Origin of the sequence: Enterovibrio makurazakiensis, assembly GCF_050336585.1 — a bacterium.
Classification (GTDB): domain Bacteria; phylum Pseudomonadota; class Gammaproteobacteria; order Enterobacterales; family Vibrionaceae; genus Enterovibrio; species Enterovibrio gelatinilyticus.
Genome location: NZ_JAKJSE010000022.1, coordinates 116,228 through 135,417, shown reverse-complemented (window position 1 = coordinate 135,417; position 19,190 = coordinate 116,228). Strand labels below are relative to the sequence as shown.

20 protein-coding genes are annotated in these 19,190 nt (G+C 50.5%); 1 reads left to right on the top strand and 19 read right to left on the bottom strand.

Annotation, left to right across the window (positions count from 1 at the left end; genetic code table 11):
• A partial coding sequence (locus tag L4D06_RS17565) for a YicC/YloC family endoribonuclease (RefSeq protein ID WP_429740557.1) occupies positions 1-561 on the top strand: 561 nt, incomplete at its 5' end.
• Positions 562-612: 51 nt separating this feature from the next.
• On the opposite strand, the gene L4D06_RS17560 is transcribed toward L4D06_RS17565, so the two are convergent.
• From L4D06_RS17560 to flgG, 19 genes are all read right to left on the bottom strand, one after another.
• A complete protein-coding gene (locus L4D06_RS17560) occupies positions 613-1,410 on the bottom strand; it encodes a hypothetical protein (protein WP_429740556.1) in 798 nt (265 codons plus the stop codon).
• Positions 1,403-2,452 carry a plasmid segregation protein ParM domain-containing protein gene (parM, locus tag L4D06_RS17555; RefSeq protein WP_274164431.1) on the bottom strand — a complete coding sequence of 350 codons (1,050 nt, stop codon included), beginning with the start codon at positions 2,450-2,452 and terminating at the stop codon, positions 1,403-1,405. Before parM ends, L4D06_RS17560 begins: the two co-directional genes overlap by 8 nt.
• Before the next feature lie 199 nt (positions 2,453-2,651).
• Positions 2,652-3,830 (bottom strand): flagellin lysine-N-methylase, encoded by a 1,179-nt coding sequence (gene fliB / locus L4D06_RS17550; RefSeq protein WP_429740555.1) that lies wholly within the window; start codon positions 3,828-3,830, stop codon positions 2,652-2,654.
• A 50-nt stretch (positions 3,831-3,880) separates the two neighbouring features.
• Positions 3,881-4,900, bottom strand: a complete 1,020-nt coding sequence (locus L4D06_RS17545; protein ID WP_274164429.1) for a flagellar motor protein MotB — start codon at positions 4,898-4,900, stop codon at positions 3,881-3,883.
• 3 nt (positions 4,901-4,903) lie between these two features.
• Positions 4,904-5,752, bottom strand: a complete 849-nt coding sequence (motA, locus tag L4D06_RS17540) for a flagellar motor stator protein MotA (RefSeq protein WP_274164428.1) — start codon at positions 5,750-5,752, stop codon at positions 4,904-4,906.
• A 15-nt stretch (positions 5,753-5,767) separates the two neighbouring features.
• Positions 5,768-6,511, bottom strand: coding sequence for a FliA/WhiG family RNA polymerase sigma factor (locus L4D06_RS17535; RefSeq protein WP_429740554.1), 744 nt, complete (start codon positions 6,509-6,511; stop codon positions 5,768-5,770).
• 16 nt (positions 6,512-6,527) lie between these two features.
• Positions 6,528-7,019 (bottom strand): flagellar basal body-associated FliL family protein, encoded by a 492-nt coding sequence (locus tag L4D06_RS17530; RefSeq protein WP_429740553.1) that lies wholly within the window; start codon positions 7,017-7,019, stop codon positions 6,528-6,530.
• An 18-nt stretch (positions 7,020-7,037) separates the two neighbouring features.
• A complete protein-coding gene (locus L4D06_RS17525; RefSeq protein WP_429740552.1) occupies positions 7,038-8,339 on the bottom strand; it encodes a flagellar hook-length control protein FliK in 1,302 nt (433 codons plus the stop codon).
• Positions 8,340-8,347: 8 nt separating this feature from the next.
• Entirely contained in the window at positions 8,348-8,674 is a 327-nt protein-coding gene (locus tag L4D06_RS17520) for a hypothetical protein (protein WP_429740551.1), read from the bottom strand.
• On the bottom strand, positions 8,671-9,072 hold the full coding sequence (fliS, locus tag L4D06_RS17515) for a flagellar export chaperone FliS (RefSeq protein ID WP_274164423.1): 402 nt from the start codon (positions 9,070-9,072) through the stop codon (positions 8,671-8,673). The genes L4D06_RS17520 and fliS overlap by 4 nt, the downstream gene beginning before the upstream one ends.
• A 13-nt stretch (positions 9,073-9,085) precedes the next feature.
• Positions 9,086-10,648, bottom strand: a complete 1,563-nt coding sequence (gene fliD / locus L4D06_RS17510) for a flagellar filament capping protein FliD (protein ID WP_429740550.1) — start codon at positions 10,646-10,648, stop codon at positions 9,086-9,088.
• Between the two features lie 279 nt (positions 10,649-10,927).
• Entirely contained in the window at positions 10,928-12,109 is a 1,182-nt protein-coding gene (locus L4D06_RS17505; protein ID WP_429740549.1) for a flagellin N-terminal helical domain-containing protein, read from the bottom strand.
• A gap of 275 nt (positions 12,110-12,384) precedes the next feature.
• On the bottom strand, positions 12,385-13,476 hold the full coding sequence (locus L4D06_RS17500) for a hypothetical protein (protein WP_429740548.1): 1,092 nt from the start codon (positions 13,474-13,476) through the stop codon (positions 12,385-12,387).
• Positions 13,477-13,548: 72 nt separating this feature from the next.
• Positions 13,549-14,472 (bottom strand): flagellar hook-associated protein FlgL, encoded by a 924-nt coding sequence (gene flgL, locus L4D06_RS17495; RefSeq protein WP_429740547.1) that lies wholly within the window; start codon positions 14,470-14,472, stop codon positions 13,549-13,551.
• 16 nt (positions 14,473-14,488) lie between these two features.
• Positions 14,489-15,901, bottom strand: coding sequence for a flagellar hook-associated protein FlgK (gene flgK / locus L4D06_RS17490; RefSeq protein ID WP_274164418.1), 1,413 nt, complete (start codon positions 15,899-15,901; stop codon positions 14,489-14,491).
• Positions 15,898-16,458: a rod-binding protein gene (locus L4D06_RS17485; protein ID WP_429740546.1), complete on the bottom strand. Its 561-nt coding sequence runs from the start codon at positions 16,456-16,458 to the stop codon at positions 15,898-15,900. Before L4D06_RS17485 ends, flgK begins: the two co-directional genes overlap by 4 nt.
• Positions 16,458-17,528, bottom strand: coding sequence for a flagellar basal body P-ring protein FlgI (locus L4D06_RS17480; RefSeq protein WP_274164495.1), 1,071 nt, complete (start codon positions 17,526-17,528; stop codon positions 16,458-16,460). The genes L4D06_RS17485 and L4D06_RS17480 overlap by 1 nt, the downstream gene beginning before the upstream one ends.
• A 107-nt stretch (positions 17,529-17,635) precedes the next feature.
• On the bottom strand, positions 17,636-18,301 hold the full coding sequence (gene flgH / locus L4D06_RS17475; RefSeq protein WP_420791219.1) for a flagellar basal body L-ring protein FlgH: 666 nt from the start codon (positions 18,299-18,301) through the stop codon (positions 17,636-17,638).
• An 86-nt stretch (positions 18,302-18,387) separates the two neighbouring features.
• Positions 18,388-19,173: a flagellar basal-body rod protein FlgG gene (gene flgG, locus L4D06_RS17470; RefSeq protein WP_274164415.1), complete on the bottom strand. Its 786-nt coding sequence runs from the start codon at positions 19,171-19,173 to the stop codon at positions 18,388-18,390.
• Positions 19,174-19,190: the final 17 nt, after the last annotated feature.

Sequence of the window (19,190 nt, the reverse complement as noted above, 5' to 3'; positions counted from 1 at the left end):
GGCAATATCGGTCCTTTCCAAGTCCTGCAATGGCCGGGCGTGATGGAAACACCAGAACAAGATATGGACGTGATCAATAAAGCCCTCATGAGCGGCTTTGATGAAGCTGTCGATGATTTCATTGCCGCACGTGCAAGCGAAGGCGCAAACATGAAAGCACTGATCGAGCAGCGCCTTGATGGAATTGCATCAGAAGTCGTGAAAGTACGCGCTAAGATGCCTGAAATTCTAAATTGGCAGCGTGAACGTCTTATCACCAAACTAGAAGAAGCCAAGATTGAGCTAGATGCGAACCGCGTTGAGCAAGAAATCATTCTGCTGGCACAAAAGTCTGACGTTGCTGAAGAGCTTGATCGCCTAGACTCTCATGTATCAGAAGCCAATAAAATCCTGAAAAAAGGCGGCGCATGTGGCCGACGTTTGGATTTCATGATGCAAGAATTTAACCGCGAGTCGAACACACTGGCGTCAAAATCTATCAGCACTGAAACCACCGCATCAGGCGTTGAGTTGAAAGTACTTATCGAACAAATGCGCGAGCAAATTCAGAATATCGAATAATGCCAACGCAATTTAGATAAAAAAACACCCAGTCATAACTGGGTGTTTTTTTTAGAACAAGCCTTTTGATTTCAGCTTCTGTACTGATGCCATCTTCTGGCTCAGCACTTCGCCTGCTGGCTCTAACTCTTCTTCCTCTGACACCTTGGCAACCACGTTGCCAGACGACAAGTTTCGAATCATCGAGTTTTGCATCGTCAACAGGGTTTTCAGCTCCGCGATTTCTCGCTTCAAGTTAAGTTGACGCATCTCTGCCGCCAACTCTTGCTTGAGCGATTCAACCGAACCAATCAGGCTTTCCATGTTGGCAGTGACAGGCTGTAAACCATTCATCGCCTCTTGGATACACGCTAACGTGCTGTCCAACTCGGGTAGCTGAGACATCGAAGTATCGTCTGATTCACGCTGACGCTCCGAACTCATGATTTGCTGAAGCTGGTCAGTGATATCACCAAGCATATTCAACACTGGCGTAGTATCCACCGCGTCTTTCAACGCGTGCAGCATGTCAGGTTCAATCCCTGTACTCGCTGGAGCCGCATCAATGTTGTAACCACACAGACGTAGCTGATGCTTCAACATATCCACATTGACAGTATCTTCCGCCAACGAAGAGGCCAAGAACTCACACAGCTTAGGGCTGAGCAAGTAAAGGAAAACACCCGCCAGATAAATATCTTTGTGCATGTGCAAGCGATGGTGAAGCTCAACACCCGCAGAGGGGTCAGCTACCAGCAACTTGCGTTCTTTTACCCAGTCACGCATCACCCCAACCGCATAGCGGTCAGAGTTAGAATTAACAGGGTCGAGGTAAATGGAAAAGTTAACCCGCTTATGCTGGTTACTCATCACCCACTCCTACAAGTGCCTCTGGTGCAACGTCTACCGCATCGCCCATGTCCGAGTGGTACATGCAAAGCTCACGCGCCAACGCAGATTGTGAGTCGTGAATCAACACAACGCGATCGCCCAAGGTTTCGTACGCTTTTGCGATTGCAGGATAAATCAGCGCAGCACCGCCACCCACCAAGTAGACACGGTTAGGGTTTTTCGAGAATTTCTTCGCTTCGTACGCCACTGACGCACCAAGCTCTTCAATTTTCGTGTTGATCTTGTTGATGATTTTTTCGATTTGGCTTTCATCGTTGACCACATCTTTCACGAACGACAAGTCGTGACGACGTTTAATCAATTCATTAGACACCAAGTAGCTTGAATCGCTGTCTGCCGCTGCCAACGCTTTACGCGCAGCATCTGTCACCATGGAAACGCCGATTTCGTTGTTACCGTAAACCGCAGACACATCGTCAAACTCACCAACGATAATACCCATGTCTAGCGTTGTACCACCGCAGTCCACGACCAATGAGCGAGTGAATTCATTACAGTCTGAATTCATCAGCGTCGACATCACCGCTGGCAAGCTTTCAGGCATCACTTCAACATCAACGATGTCGAATAGCTCGCCTTTGTTTAGGCGAATGCTGCGCATCAAGTTGTTACGCTTTTTCTCGATTTTGTGTTCATTGCGTTGGCAGTCTTCTGAGTTATAGAACTCAGTGATCGGCAGCGTAACTACAAGCTTCACAGGCTGTGGCTCAATGCCGGTTTGCATCAATGCGTGATGAACCGCTAGCAGGTTCAGGTCGCCATACTGGTAATCAACGTGCGTGGTTTCCAGCGCTTTATCTGAGGTCGCATCATAGGTGTACTTGGTGGTACCGATCTCGTAGTTGAAGACCTTCTTATCTCTCAACAGAGCAGCACTCTTCCAATCCTTACGGAACGAGTTCGGAGAGATTACCGTCTTAAGCTGATTGTCCGCAATCCAGCTCACTTTCACATTGGTAGAGCCATCGTCTACAGCAATTTTTAAGGTCGAAATTGACATTTTACTACTCACTTTCCGAGACCCAGACACAAGACAGAATGTGTCTCGTTACAACGCAAGATAGCCAGATTTTTAGTCAGCAGGCATCTTGGCGTCAATTAAGTCTTCAACAGATAAAAAACATGAACTGAGTCGCATTTATACGCAACAATTCATCAGAATCGCGGGATTATACAAACAACTGTCCAAGAAACCAGCGCTAACTCACTTTCAATAGCAGCAGCGGTAGCATCGCGGAATCAACATCAAATCTTCCCTTCATGTTTTCAAGCACCTTGGGGAATTTACCGCCATGACTACGTGCGCGATGATAGCTTTGTACCACCAACACAAAATCATCGTCCGTCAGCGTTGCGTCTGCAGCCAATAGGCATAGAGCACCGCGCAAGTAGAAAAAATCCACGATGATTTGGCTAAATTGCTCGTACATGTTTTCCGCAGGGAAATCCAATTCATACATTTGGTAAATGAAATAATTCACCCAAACATGGGCACGTTCATCCATGTAACGTTGGTAGTTGCCAGCAAAGCCACCTTCTAAAACGGCTTGCTGCTGGGCAACGTCATCCCCCGCCTCGATAAGCGCACTTTTCATGCGTTCATGCAGCTTCTCTAGTCGCTCAAGTATCAGCGGTTTCTTATCAAGAATATTCACTGCAAATAGCGCGTTGTAGCCTTTTAACAGGTAAGACGCATGCAGTTGCGTCACGGCAGGCATTCCCTCATAAAACTCCGCAATGCTGCCATCTTGGATCTGTGCAATCACCTGATCGAACGCATCAGCCTGCTCTTCGGCTGGCACTTGAGAAAGGTGCTTGATGGCAAAGCCAAAGGTAAACAAACGCTGCTCTAGCGGCATGCTTTGTTCAGACAGCAACAGAACAAACAACTCACGCACTGCGTCGTGATGAGCAGGGCGTTGGTAAGGGGCTGGTTTGAATGCCACCTCTTGAGTCACCTTGGAATCAAACGACATGGCGTCAGGGTTCAGCAACGCTTTACGCACGGCCTCAGGGCAAGACAGCGTCAAACTGTGCTGCACCTGATTGCCACGCACTTTTACAAGACGCGGGTAGGTCTTACAGGTGTTCGACAGTCGCGTGTGTCCATGTTCGGCATGCACTTCACACAAACCGCTTTCCATACGAAACGGGCAGTTACCTTGCTGGTTTAGCTTAATTTTGGCATATGCCGCTTGTCCGCGAGTACGTTCAATCACCTCGGCAGCTTTAGCTTTAAAGGCGCTTTTTCGCGTCATAAACTGGTACGTGCTTTTGTCGATATTCACGTTCCAGCTATGGCAACAATGGTCTTCACACGCTGAACCGGTGCAAGCAAACTCTTTATAAAATTGAGGTGTTACGGTTATTTTATTCATCGCTACTTATTCATTGTCACTGTGTCATCGCGGCTACAGGGGCGTCACGGTTACTGCGTCATCGCTTCTAAACGGGAAACGGGTTGATTCTCCCGCGCAAATTGTTTGGCTTGTTTAACGGCATCGCCGTCGTTTATCGGTGTTTCAAGCGCTCGAGGGTCGGAGCCAAACAAGCGAATCAGTTGGTTATCTGCTTCTTTGGTTAAAATCAAAAACTCGATACGGCGGTTTTTGCCACTTTTGGGGTCAGCCGTGTCTATCAACATCCGATCTGCCATCGCCAGCACTTGAAGAACATGGCTTTCAGGCAAACCCGACGCCACCAGCACTTGGCGAGCTTTTAATGCGCGATCGCCAGACAACTCCCAGTTGGAGTAACCTTCCGCGATGTAACGCGTGGAATCGGTATGACCGCTGACAATTAGTCGGTTTTGAACACGCCCAAGCACAGGCGCCAACGCGTACAACACATCTTCGAAGAACGGCGTCATAACCACGCTTCCTCGGTCAAACATCAGTTTGTTTGTGCTGTCTTGAATGCGAATGCGTAGCCCTTGCGGCACGATTTCCATATGAATGTTTTCCATGGCGCCGAGAGATTCCGCAATCTCTTCTAAAGCAATCGCCATGGCGGTCAGTTGGGCGGTATCAAGGTACTTGCCTTCCATCATGGAAAGCAGCTTGTCGCCTCGGCCTGCATTATTGCCGCGCTCCCCTTGAGGCACTTCTTCATGTAACGAGGTGCCAAGCTGATTTGAACCCGTCAGCGTAGAGTTAATCGGGTTTTCAAACGGCGACGCTTGTCCGTCAAAATCAATCGGGAACGGGCTATTTCGGATGTCGAATAGGTTATCCATGCTGTCGAACATGCTGCTTTGTTGAAGCATGTACTGGATCTCTTCGCGCTCATCTTCTGAGGCGATTTCCATGATCCAAAGCACCATAAAAAAGGCCATCATGGCGATAGCAAAGTCAGCAAACGCCACCTTCCACGCACCACCATGGTGTTCGTCGTGATCGCCACGGCGACGTTTCTTAATAATGATGATGTTTTTCTTATCATCCGCCATGGCTTAGTCTCGCACCATCCATTCTTCCATCTCTGAAAACGTAGGCTTGTACTCGCTATACAGCAGACGACGGCCTGCATCCAAGGCCAAAATGGTTGGCTTGCCTTGCGCTTGTGCCACAAGAATGGTCGAGATCATGCGCAGTGCCATCATCTCTTTTTTCACCATGCTGGCGATGCTCGACGCTAATGGGTCAAATACCCCGTAAGCCATAAGAACACCGAAGAAAGTACCCACCAGTGCCGCTGCCACTTTGACACCAATTAGCGTCAGCGAACCGCCAATGTTCTGCATGGTCACAACAATACCCAGTACCGCCGCAACGATACCAAAACCCGGCATTGCTTCACCGGTTTTAGCCACCGCTTTCGATGGGCGCATCAAGTCGCTTTCCAGCGCCTCTAGCTCCAGTTCAAAAGCCGCCTCTAGGTCGTAGTGGCTCATCTTACCCATAGCAATCATGCGCAAGTTATCGGTGATAAAAGGCAGCATCACTGAAGAGTTTGCAATCTGAGGGTAGCGGGCAAATATCTCACTTCTTTCTGGATTTTCGATGTGGTCATCAAGCTTTTTCAAGCCGTCTTTTCGCACAATTTCGAGCAGCTCATACATCAATTGCAAGACGGACTTAAAGTAATCATCGCCATAGCCTTTACCCAGCGTCATTTTCAAGCGGGTGAGTATGTTTTTAAGTACCGAAGAAGGGTTTGCAATCACCATGGCTCCCACAGCGGCGCCGAGAATAATCACAAATTCGGGTGGCTGCCATAGCGCCATGACCTTGCCGGTCGCCATGACATAGCCACCGAGAACACTGGCAAAAACAACGATAAATCCCAGTATTACCTGCATATAAGAACGACTCCGCTATGCCAACGTCCAGTCAGCTAATTTCTGTTGAAGGGTAGTAAGTGCTTTTTTTTGTATTTGGCTGATTCGGGCTTCCGTGAGATCGAACACTAAGGCGATCTCTTTCAGGCTCATCTCGTGCTCAAAATAAAAGCTCATGACGATTTGTTCACGCTGGGTCAATGTTGCAAGTGCCGCCTTCAGAGACTGACGCATCTTTTCCTTCTCGACCTTTTCGCAATACACCGCGAGATCCGGAAACGCAGCATTGTCTTCCTGCATGGACTCAAAACTTTGTGGACTCTCCGCTTCGTGCGCCAACTTCAATTGACGCACCTCGCTGACCGACACACCCACAGCGTGTGCCAGTTCTAATTCCGTTGGTACTCGGCCTAACGCTTTCGCCACAGCCTTTTCATGGTCACGCAGTTGATGGGTTTTTTGACGCAACTGACGAGGGCGCCAGTCCAGCCGACGCAGCTCGTCGAGGATCGCGCCTCTAACCCGAGAAGACGCAAGTTTTCTCAGTGCTGTTTCGTCTTCATCCGGGTAGCGGCGGACAGTGTCGAGCAAGGCCATCAGGCCAATTTGCTCCATATCCTCAGTGCTCATCACGGTGTTAGCCTGTATCGACAGATGGCTGACCACCCGTTTCACCACGCCAGCAAGCTGAGTCAACAAACGTTGCTCTCTCGCTTTATTGCTCACCTGATTGTGCTGCTGATAGGCTTCTAAGCCTGTCACCGCTGCCGACGCTATCATCAGCCCCTGCTCCTTTTCACTGCACAACCAGCTTGGTGATCAACACGCGTTCAAGCCCTTTAGAGCCGGTCATCTCATTCATTTGAGCCTGAAGAACATCACGTAGCTCGTCTTCCAACACTGGCAAGCTGCCAGATACAGAAAGGTTGTCGAAAGTCTTTCCGTTGAGTAATTTCACTACCGCATTGCGTAGCACTGGCATCATCTCTGTCATTGCCGCTTGCTGCTCGGGGTCGTAAGTCATCAATGACAGTTCGAGCATCAAGTAATGCAGGCGACTCTCCCCTTCCACGCTCACCACAAAACGTGGCATTGAGATAAATTGCGGCTTTTTCACCATGGCCATCGGCGCAATGTCGCTGTCTGCACTGACTTCCACGAAGTTGCTATTTTTCTGTGAATAGAAGAACCAACCGCCGGCTGCAAGCGCCAGCAACACCACACTCACTATCGCTAGAATGAGAAACGTCTTCTTTTTTGGTTGTTCTTCCGTCGCTACATTTGTCATGACATGCTCTAAATTGGGTTAAACCACAGACTCATAACGGCTTAAACCGCCACGGTCAGAAGAAAGGGACAAGGACGATTCTTGGGTGTGATTGCTCATCACCGTCCGGTTATCACCTTGTTCGGACTGAGATTGCCCTTGGTCTTGTTGCAAACCGCTAGATACCGACACATCCGCCAGCTGAAGTTGGCTTTGCTCAATATCAAAACGCAGGCGATCCGCATGCGCAGAAAGCGCCTCGCGTAACTGAGGATGGGCAGCCGCAATGTGCACACTCAGCTTGTCACCTTCCATTCGCAGGGTGATATCCAGTTTGCCTAGCTCTGGTGGGTCAAGGCGCACGTGGGCAAGCTGAACATTGTCTTGGCTGTTAAAGCGAAGACGAGCGCGCAGTTGATCCACTAATTCGCGTCCCCACTCGGGCTGTGTAATATCCACCGAGGCACTCAGTTGTTGTGCTGTCGGTGCAGTCGTTGAACTGGTTGCCACAAGGTTTTGCGCAGGTGCACGAACGTTAGCTTGAAGCGATTGCAGCCCAGACATCAACATGCGCTCTGGCGCGACATCGTTAATAGACAGCATGAACTCAGGCATAGACGCGGCTTGGCGAAGCGTAAACTCAGGCTTCACATCAACGTGCAGTGCTGGCGCATCATGTTGAGCATTAGCCCCCTGCAGCCCGTTTAACGCATTCGCATTCACATGGGTGTTTTGGGTTGAAGAGCTGCTTTGGGTTGAACCTTGACTCGCAGCCTGTTCCAAAAACTGTTTCGCAAACCCATCCAACGTGGTTTGGCGCAGGGTTCGACTCACCAATGGCAATGCATCGGCCAACTGAGACAACGAAAGTTCGCCGCGTGCCACTTGATTGAATACCCCTTCAAGGGCGCTCATCAAAGGGGCTGGCAACACCATGCCTGATGCTGTTAACTGCTGTTGCAGTTTCGCCATCAAATCTGCCGGAGACATGTCGCCTTGTTGCAGCGACAACATCCACTGGCTTATTTGCTCATGCTCCTCAGACGAAAGTTGCGGAAAGGCATTTTCAAGCGCCTCCGTTAACGCTTCTTTGGTGTTTTGCGCCTCTTGAGACGCCTCTGTGCTCTCACCGTTTTCCACCGCGTGATTCGCGTCTGGCTTTTGGCTGGCATCTTGATGCGAGACATCGTTACTTGAAGCGGCATTTGCCTGTTCAGTAAACGAGGGCTGAGACGATTCAACGCCAGAGTGAGGCGATGTCGAGGAATTATTCGCACTGATCGTCGTGCCTGCAGCGACCGCTGCAGAAGGCCCTTTTGGGGCAGAAAGTGAAATCTGCATGGATCTAATTACTCATGGTGCCCAAGGTAAGCCATCACACCCTGTTTGGTGGCTTCTTGTTGTGACAGTTGAAGCCGAATACGGGCTTTTTCCCCTTGCCCCTCAGTGATCATCTTGCTGTAAAGCGTATTGAGCTTCGCCAATTCCGCTTTCGCTTCAGCGCCGAGCGGTTGCTTTTGCAGTTTAGGCAGCGCACGCTGAAGCTTGGTATCCAGATCGCCAAGCGCCGCCCAATCTCCGGCATCAAGCGCTTGCTCAAAGTCGACGTAAAGGCGGCGAAGTTGTTGCGCGGTATTGCTACCCGCAGCTGGCATCACTCGGGACGGTCGGATCACCGTGCAACCTCAACCTTTTCAGGTTTCAGTACCACCCAGCCCTCAAGGATTTGGGTAACAAGGCTCACAACTTCATCAATGCCTGCCACTTCATTGCGCAGGTTGGCTTCAAACAAACGACGACCACAGTAGTCATACAAGCGGTACAACTCTTGTGTTACGTCACCGCCTTTTTCCTCGTCCAGCACCGAACTTAAGCCGTTGAGAATGTCGAGGCACTTTGAAATGGTCATGCCCTTGTCGGCAATCTGGCCGCGCTCCATGAAGCCGCGTGCGCGGCCCAAGTTTTCCAGCAAGCCTTCAAGCAACATCTGGATCAGACGGTGCGGGCTAGCCGATGCCGCTTGCGCGTGGTTTTTCGAATGTTGGTAGGCACCTAAGCCTTCATCAATAATCATGGTGTGACCTGAATTACATCAACATGCTGATCAGCATGCTTTGGGTTTGGTTCATCTGGGCGATTTGACTATCCATCTTGGCGTAGTAATCACGCAGGGAAATGGTTTTGGCTTCCATGCGGATATCTAGCGTTTCGCGCTCTTCGCCCAAACGCTTATTGTCTTGCTCTAAACGATCCTGACGGATATCAAACAAGCCGCCGTTTTTGTGGTAATCGTCCAGCACCGTCAGCATCTTGGTCATAACACCAGGCTGAGTTTCGTCGAGCGGATCGCCCATGAACAGGTTGGCGATTTCATCGAAGTTATCTTCCAGCGCCTTGTCCATCTTGGTCTGGTCGATTTCCAGCGTGCCGCTCACCGAGGTAGTGATACCCAGCTGTGACAAGGTCTCTAAGGTAGACGAACTGTACTCCGCCGAAATAACCTCACGTAGGCGCGACACCATGGAACGCACACCCGCATCGCCCGACAGCGCAGCAGCGCCGTCTTCGCTCGATTTGGTGTAGGTGTTCACGGTTTCCATGACTTTGTTGTAGCTGTCGACGAATTTTTTCACCGTGTCTTTCACACCGGATTCGTCGCGCTCAATATTGACGTTCACCTTGCCTGGCTCTTTTAGCGTCAGAGTGATGCCATCAATCACGTTTTCCATTTTATTGGAGCTAGAGGTCAGCTCCATGGTGCCAAACATGACTTTGGCATCTTGTCCTGCTTGCAGGTTTTTATGGCCTTCGACCATGGTGCCCGTCACCACCAACGGATTGGTCGTATCATTTGGGGTCACGGTAAAGCCGTTCGCCACACCGGTGTCGGTCGCATTGAGCACCAAGCTCACATTGTCGCCACTGCGCACCAGTGTTGCTTTTACGCCGTCGTTATTCGGGTCGCTATTGATTGCGACTTGTACTTCTTCCAGCGTCACCCCTTCGTTTTTCAAACGGGTGATTTTGTCGTCGTAGCTTTTCTGGCCTTCGTTAAAGGTATCAAGGCGACTTTGATCGAAATCTTTGTGTGTCGAGTCAGTCAGGATTTTCTCGGCTTCTGCCTTCCCTTCTGGGGTCTCTAAATCCAGCTTGAATTCAGTGGCAATGTTTTCCAGCGTGCGGGTTTTATGTTCTTCTTTTTTAGTTACCTGCTCGCCTTCTAACTTGGTAGCCAGCGCCGCGATATCCACCTCAACGGTTTTACCGTTGGCGGTAAAACCGACGTTACCGCTCTTTAGGTAGCTGTCTTTGCCCAACGAGATCAGCTGATCGCGCTGGGATTGCGCCAGTTGAGTCACATCAAAGTTATACTCACCCGCCACCGCACCATCACCAACAACGATGCCTAGCACATCTTCGTTGCTTAGTGCAGCCTTGAGCTTTTCCAACTCCGAGGCCGAATTCAAATCTTCCACCGTGTCGCGGAAGCTGTTGATGGTGTTTTGAATTTCTTTCAACGCGTCCATTTCGGCAGTATTCATGCCTTCTTGACGGTTGAGTTGGTTGTCTTTCGGTGCGCGCTCGGCGGCAACAATCACTTCGATCATTGAGTTAAAATCAATGCCCGAACCAATACCTGTCATAAACATACGGCGTCTCCTGTCGTGGCCGAGCCAGCCTGCACGTTGCAGCTAGCACCCATGGTGCCCCTGTGGCTTCATGGCATATAAAGCAAAAAACATACCATTATATTTTTTGCTTTATATTCATGTAAATACAGCGATTTATTTAGGGATAAATGATTTTCTAGAGGATCAGATACAAAACGAGCGGAAGTGAAACTTCCGCTCGGAATTGCTATTCGGAAAAGCCAATCGACAAAGCCATTCAAATAGACGCGTCGATAAGCGATTCGAAATGCTCGTCGATTAACGAAGTAGCTGAGAAACCATGCTTGGCATTTGGTTCGCTTGAGAAAGCACAGTGATGCCTGCTTGCATCATGGTGTTTTGCTTAGTCATGTTGGCAGATTCTGCCGCGATGTCTGCGTCCATGATACGGCCTTTAGCCACAGACATGTTCTCTGCGATGTTGCCAAGGTTGTTGATGGTAGATTGGAAGCGGTTTTGGGTAGCACCCAAATCAGCACGTACTGCGCCAACTGCATCGATCATCGCATCGATGTTTTGCATCGCGTCACCCGCAGATGCTGCGTCAGTTAGGCCTGCAGCCAACTTAGACGTATCCAGTGCTGAGCTGTCTAGTTTCACGCTGATGACGTTTGCATCATCAAATACAGAAGAGCTTACACCCGCAGTTTCCATCGCTGTCGCAAGAGCAGTCAGATCATTAGTACCGTTGCCATCTGCATCGTCGTTAGCAGGAGTCACACCCGCTGCTGCTTGACCAAGCGCAAGTTTATCTTGCTGCTCTTGAGTCAAAGCAGCGATATCAGCAGCTTCGAAGCCATCAGCAGCAGCTAGATTTGTTCCTAGCGCAGCGTTAATTGCTAACGCTTCGTCTGCAGTAAGAGCAGTATCGTCAGCAGGCGTCAATTTAGCTAAGTCAGCACCGCCAAGCGCCGCTTTCACATCCGCAACCACTTGCGTCGCATCTGCTTTGTTCACTGTAGAAGGATCTTTCACATCAACATCTGCACCCACTTGGAAATCAACACCGGTGCCTAGCTTGTCAAACAACTTCTCGCCTTTACCGTAAGTGGTGGTTTCTACGATACGGTCCAGTTCTTTAGTTAGCGCGGTGAACTCTTTGTTCAGTGCTGCACGGTCAGAATCAGAGTTAGTGCCGTTCTTTGCTTGCACAGACAGGTCACGTTGACGCTGTAGGATGTTGGTGAATTCTTGTAGTGCGCCTTCCGCAGTTTGTGACATAGAGATGCCATCGTTCGCATTGCGTTGTGCCACTTTCAGACCGTTAGTCTGAGAAGTCATGCGGTTAGCGATTTGTAGACCTGCAGCGTCGTCTTTTGCGCTGTTGATGCGTAGGCCAGTAGACAGACGTTGTAGTGACGTGTTTAGTGAACCTTGAGTAGAAGTCAGGTTACGCTGTGCGTTCATTGACGCAAAGTTAGTATTGATGGACATTGACATGAGTGTATTCCTCTTTCGCGATACATAGGGTTTCAGCGCGGCGTAATGGCCATCTGACCCAGTTCAATTTGGTTACATCTGATAAAGACGACCATTCGCGGCAGAGACTTAAACGCTAAAACGAAAAAAAATCGCAGAAAAGCGTGAGGCGGGTTCAAGGGTGGTAACGCGCGGTTAAAAACAGAAATAGTCTTAGCGCCTAGCGTACGCTTTAGGCACAAAAAAAGAGGTGGGTTTCCCCGCCTCTTTCTTGGTTAACTGGCGTTTCTAAGCGCTTATTCGAGCAGAGCAACCACGTTGTGGCGCGTTGCATTGGCTTGTGCCAGCAGTGTCGGCACCGCATTGCTGACCAGTTGCAAGGTGATGCCTTCTGGCAGGTTGAACCAAGTGGCACTGAGTGCGCCGCTGTCTGTCACCATGGTGGAAGTCACTGGCTTGGTAAACGCCGTTTGCGCCAAATCCGCGTCGAGTTGTTTTTGCTTGTCGTCTAGCGCTTGAAGCGACTGACGTACGCTTTGCAGTACGCGCTCAATCTCCCCCAACGCTTTACGCACCGACTCTGGTTTATTGAAATCCAGCGCTTCTATGTCTGGGCTGGCTTTGTCCGTGGTTTCCACTTTGGCTTTTATCGGGTTACCTGCAGGTAGAATCTGCCCACTGCCAGAAACCCAAATACCGCCTTTCACTTCAGACCAACGGCTTTTATCAACGCTAAACGACAGTTCGCCGTATTTGTCTAAGCCCACTTGAATGTCTCGCGATGCCAGCGCTTTGTTCAAGCTTTCTGCCACATCACGCGGGGCATCTTCCCAGCTCACACGCGCACGCACCGAGCTTGGTTGCCCGCTATCAAACTGAAAACGTAACACTTCGTCTTGGTTTCGCCAGCCGTTCAGGCGTAAGCCTTTGACGGTGAAACCCGTTTGCTGGCTGTCACCGCGTAAACGCGGAGAGAGATCGTGAAACAGCAGTGGTTCGCCATCGTACTGGGCTTCTTTACTCAGTTTGGCGAGACGGTTTTTCATGTGGCCAAGCGATTGCTGAAGCTGCTGCTTCTCGCCTTCACGTGCTTGCAAGGTTCTACGGCCAAGCTGGCGCAGTTGCTCCAGCATGTTGACGGCTTCTTTCAACGCCTGTGCAGCACTTTCGGCATGCGCGACTTGTTGGTGGCGTGCACTGGTTTCAGCCAGTTGCCCACGTCGGTTGCCTTTACCAAAAGGCTGTTGGCGCTCTTCTGCCTGCTGATCGCGCTCGCGTTTCGGTTCGACGCGCTGAACGCCACCTATCGGCTGCGAGGAAACGCGGTCTAGCGATGAGCCAGAGGTCGAGGTGACCTGAGGCTGACTGGTATTAATATGACTAACCACAGTGCACTCTTAATGGGATGTATTTTAGCGTTTGTTTAACAGCGTTATGGTCAATAAAGAGCCATTAGCCCTTTACATCATTTTAAACAAAGACAGGTTTTGGATCTTGGTGTACGACATTTGGGTCGCTTGTAGCGCGGCCATGTGCGTGTTGAGACGCAAGATCGCCTCACTGTAATCGAGATCTTCGACTTCGCCAATCAGATTATCATTCATCAATGCATTGTCTTCATGCGACCCTGAGATGCGATCTAACGAAGCGCGTTGTCCACCCACTTCGGTCAAGACTTGACCCATGCCGTCCATCACGCCCGTGACGTTTGATTGCGCATTGGTGACTGAGCTGGTCAGTGCGCTGCCCGTCACACCCGGGTCACGCAGGTCTTTCACTAATGAATCCAAAGTATTGAAGATGTCGCTACCGTCTGATGCGCCGTTGAAAAACAGGTCACTGGCGGTCTGGTTAGCCGGCACATTGCTCGACTCCGCGACCGAGACCATGCGCTGTTCATCGTTACCTTGAAACACGAATTTGCCGGTTTCAGGGTCACGCGCCACCGCTTCACTGTCGGTTTTGGTACCAGAAAAAATATAATCGCCGTTCGGGTTTTTGCTGTTGGCTTCACCTACCAGTTGGTCAAGCAAGCCTTCAAGCTCGCTGGCAATGGCTTCTCGACCACCCATTTCGCTGTTGCTGGCATTCAAGACGCTGGTCACCAACTCTTCAACACGCAACATGGCATTGTGCGACGCATCAATATGCGATTCGGTCAGTCCCAACTGTTTTTCGAGGTTGGTGATGTTTTTCTGAAATTGAGAGATGTTGGACTGCTCTCGGTTGAGCATCATCACTTGCACCGCACCGAGTGGATCGTCCGAGGCTGCCAGCATCTTTTTCTGGGTGCCCATTTGCGCTAGGGCCGTGTTCACGCCAGAGGTTGAGTTCTGGATGCTGGTGAACATCATGTCGTTAAGTTGAGATGAGCTTAAACGCATTTTGAATCCTCGCCGATCAGTTAAACATGCTCATGGTAATGTCCAACAGCTGCTGCGCTGTGGAGATCACCTTGGAGTTGGCTTGATACATTTGGGTAAACTGCATCAAACTCACCGCTTCTTCATCAAGGTTCACACCACTGATGCTTTCGCGAGCGTTCTCTGCATGCTTCAACTGACTTTCTGCTGATGTCATGTCGGTTTTCGACTGCGACGTTTTAATCGCCCAATCACCACTCAAACCGGTATACGCGGTATAAAGTGATTTGCCGTTGATACTGTCGATGGCGTTGCCATACTTCTCAGCATCGGCGGCTGATAGCGTGGTTTTATCAATGTTGATTTCGGCATTTTTCAGGCCGATTAGCGCTTGTAAGTTGTCACTATTACCCGGCTCATCAACGGTACCGTTACCCGCAAATGCCAGCTCTTTCGGGTCTGTTACCAGCAAGGTAAGGTTTTTGGCTGCGCCTTCAATTTGATCAACACCGCCAAACACAGGTTTACCTGGGTTGCCATTCAGATCCACACCTTGGGTGTGTTGCGCGTTGAATTGCGTCGCAAAGCTGTATGCCATCACGTCGAGCTCATGCTCGAGATCGCTCAAGTGCTCATCGCGGTAATTCACCAAACCACCAATGGTGCCACCCACATTGTGGTTAAGAGCAAACTTGCTATCACCACGCTCTAGCAATAACTCGCCATCTTGGTTTGTGGTGAGCTTGCTGGCAGTCGTGCCGCTCACCAATGGCTGACCTTGGCCCAAAGAGACCGCGACAGTGCCATCGGTGTTGTAGGTGGTGCTGATGTCCATCATGGAGGACAACTCAGTCAGCGCTTTGTCACGCGCATCCAGCAGGGATGAACGTTCTGCATCCGAACCGCCCGCTTCACGCAGGCTCTTGTTGAGGCTCGCTAGGCTTGCCATCAAGGTGTTGGCGGTTTTAGCGCCCGCATTTAACTGACCATCAACCTGATTTTTCTGGTTTTCCAGCTGGCTGCTGAGGTTGTTAAAGCGATCAACCATGGCTTCGTTTTGACTCACGATAGTCTGACGATAAGCAATGTCTTGCGGCTGCGCAGAGGCTTCACTCAGCGCGGCGTAAAAGCGGTCTAGGCCAATGTTAATGCTGGTATTGTCGCTGTTCAGCAACCCTTCGGTTTGGCTTAGATATTGTGTCGAGACCTGCTTATAACCAAACCCACTGCGTTGGGTGTGAATTTGAAGATGCAGGTAGGTATCAGACATGCGCTCGACGTCTGACACCATGACGCCACCACCCATGCCGTTGCCATTGATTTGTGCGCCGAAGCCCACGCGCTGACGGCTGTATCCCGGCGTCATGGCATTGGTAATGTTGTGACCGGTCACGGACAGGCCAGCGTTGGCCGCATTCAGTCCCGATAATCCAATATTAAATAAGCTCATAGGTCATCTTTTTCAGCTGACAATTCAGCACCTTGAAGCGACAACGTGTCCGTTGTGGCTGCGCGGCTAAATTGCATATGTTGCGACAATGGTGCCGTTCCCGTCATCCAATGTGGTCGGCTATTTGCCGCTGTTGGACAAGACGATAAGGCCGCGTCAATGGGGTCGATCGTAAACGCGTTCTGGTTTTCTCTCGTGCTATGGTTATTCATAGCGACCATTTCTGCTTCGGGCTTAAATTCATTTTTTTGCCCTAACTGACGCACCAACATGTCGGCAATGCCAAGGCTCTGCTGTTGGCCCATTTCAACGGCTAACTGACCATCAAACATTTCGCGGTAGAACTTTTGCTGACGACTATTGAGAAAGCCATCTTCTTCGTCTTGCAGCGCATCCGATGCCTGACGCATGTGCTTTAACACGGTCTGCAAAAACAGCGATTCGAACTCGCCCGACGCCATTTGCAAGGCGGCGTCTTTGTCTGGGTTGCCTTTGATGTTCTGCAGCTCATGCGTGTCGTTATATAAACGCTGCGTATCTTGCTCTTGAATCTTCATTACAAAATCACCAACTCGCCGTCCAATGCACCCGCTTCGTCCAGCGCGATCAGAATGGCCATCAAATCACTTGGCGATGCGCCAAGGCTGTTAACTGCATCGACCAAGGTGTGCAGCGACGCGCCTTGTTTACTTTCAGGCCAAATGAAGACTTTGCCTTTTTCTTCGTCCACCGAGACCTGCGTTTCTGGCGTCACCATGGTGTCGCCTCTGCCAAACGCATTCGGCTGGCTCACGTTGAAGTTTTCCATCACGCTAACGGTCAGGTTGCCGTGGCTGACAGCGGCAGAGTGAATGTGAACATCTTTGCCCACCACAATCGTGCCAGTACGCGCATTGAAGACGATGCGGTCGCGGCGATTGTTTTCTTCAATGTCGAGCTCTTCCAGCATGGCGAGAAACGTGACGCGCTGGCTGCCATCTTGCGGCGCTCGCACACGAATACGCGCATGGCTTTCAGCCAACGCCACTTCAGGGCCAAAGACATTGTTGATGGCTTTTTCAATGTTACGGGCGGTATTGAAATTCGGCTTTTTCAGGTTCAGGACGATGTCTTGTTCGGTCGCAAACGTGGAGTGCACTTCTCGCTCGATGATCGCGCCGTTAGGGATCAAACCTGCGGTAGGAATGTTGATGGTAATGCCTGAACCGCTATTACCTTCGGCTTTCACGCCGCCAACCACAAGGTTGCCCTGCGCCATGGCATAGATTTGACCATCGGCCCCTTTCAATGGGGTCAGCAGCAAGGTACCGCCGCGCAGGCTTTTTGCGTCACCAATCGAGGCGACGGTCACATCCATGACCTGCCCTTTGCCGCCAAGCGATGGCAAGGTTGCACTGACGGCAACCGCCGCGACGTTTTTCAGTTTCGGATCCGCGCCTGCAGGCAGCTGAACACCAAACTGACTCAACATGTTCTTCACCGACTGCTGGGTAAATTTGGTTTGGCTTTTATCACCCGTGCCGCTTAAACCCACCACTAGGCCATAGCCCACCAGCTGGTTTTCACGAATACCTTTGATATCGGCAATACTCAACAACGGACGCGCCATGGCGTCGGTAGACAGCATGGCGGTAGACAGCGTTGCCGTCAGCAGTGTGAAAAAGACAGCCGCATTGACATGCATCAGACGCGCAAACGCGTGTCGTACTCCAAGAGTCTTTAGATTGGGAGTCATTAAATTGGGAACCATGAACTGTTGAAGAATCGCGTGAGCCAACCCGCTTCATTGGCGTCAGCCAACGCACCACGACCAGAGTATGTAATACGAGCATCGCCTAAACGCTGAGAAGAAACTTGGTTGTTTCCATCAATGTCATCCACACGGATAAGGCCAGACAGACGAATATATTCATCCCCCTGATTCAGGCGCAGCCATTTTTCACCGCGAATACGCAGCACGCCATTAGGCATCACGTCGTTAACCATCACGGTAATGCTGCCCGACAGGGAGTTTTGCTGTGAACTGGATGATGCGCCATCAAAATCACGCTCACCGTTCATGCCCACTTGGCCCTTCGGGTATGTCTTACCAAACAAGGTGGGAACGCCAATCGACACATCACTGCTCTTATCAAAACTGGTGCCCGCTTTTTTGCTCGAGCGGGTTTGTTCATCAAGCGTGATAGTCAGAATGTCACCCACACGAAACGCACGGCGATCTTGAAACAGCGCCATCGCATAATTGGCGCTGAACAGGCCGCCATCTGGGTCGGCAATGTATTCCGGCATTTCCATTGGCGGAACAATCTCTTCCGGTTGACGGTCAACCACCGAGGAAACAGGCGCACACCCGACCAATACTGCACAAAGAAGTGCAGCAAACAGTCGAAACACGTTCACGATCTTACTATGTTGATAGTGACGTTGATAATGACCTTGATGAGACAGGCTCACGGACGATTTATTCACCTACCGACCCTTATTGATTACATTGATTGGCTGACAAATTTCAGCATTTGATCGGCGCTTGAAACCACTTTGGCATTCATTTCGTAAGCACGTTGCGTGGTGATCATATTGACCATTTCTTCCACCACACTCACGTTTGAACCTTCAAGGCTGAACTGGCTGAGGTAGCCCAAACCGTCTTCACCCGGCACACCTTCAATCGGTGCACCTGACGCACCCGTTTCACGGAACAAGTTGCCGCCTAAACCTTCCAAACCCGCTGGGTTGGTAAAGTTTGCTAGCGTCAATTGACCCAGCTCTTGTGGCTCAGCGTCACCGGGAATGGTCACGTTCACAATGCCGTCTTTACCCACGGAAAAGTTCAGCGCGTTCTCTGGAATTTCCACGTTGGGCATCAAAGGCAAACCCGCGGCGGTGACCATCATGCCTTCGCTGTTACGGTGGAATTGACCGTTACGCGTAAACGCAGTGGTGCCATCTGGCATTTCGATTTGGAAAAAACCGCCGCCCATGATCGCCATGTCAGTCGCTTGCTGGGTGTTTTGGTACGAACCGCTGCGCATCAGCTTTTGCGTACCCACGGTGCGAACACCATTACCTAGCTGAAGGCCGCCCGGCGCTTCGTTTTGTTGGTCCGTCAACGAACCTGGTTGCTTTTGGGTTTGGTAGAACAAGTCTTCAAACACCACACGATCTTGCTTAAAGCCAACCGTGTTAACGTTCGCTAGGTTGTTCGAAATAACCTGCATTTGGGTGTCTTGCGCGGCAAGACCCGTTTTGCTTACCCACAGTGCTGCGTGCATAAAGTGAATCTCTCTTC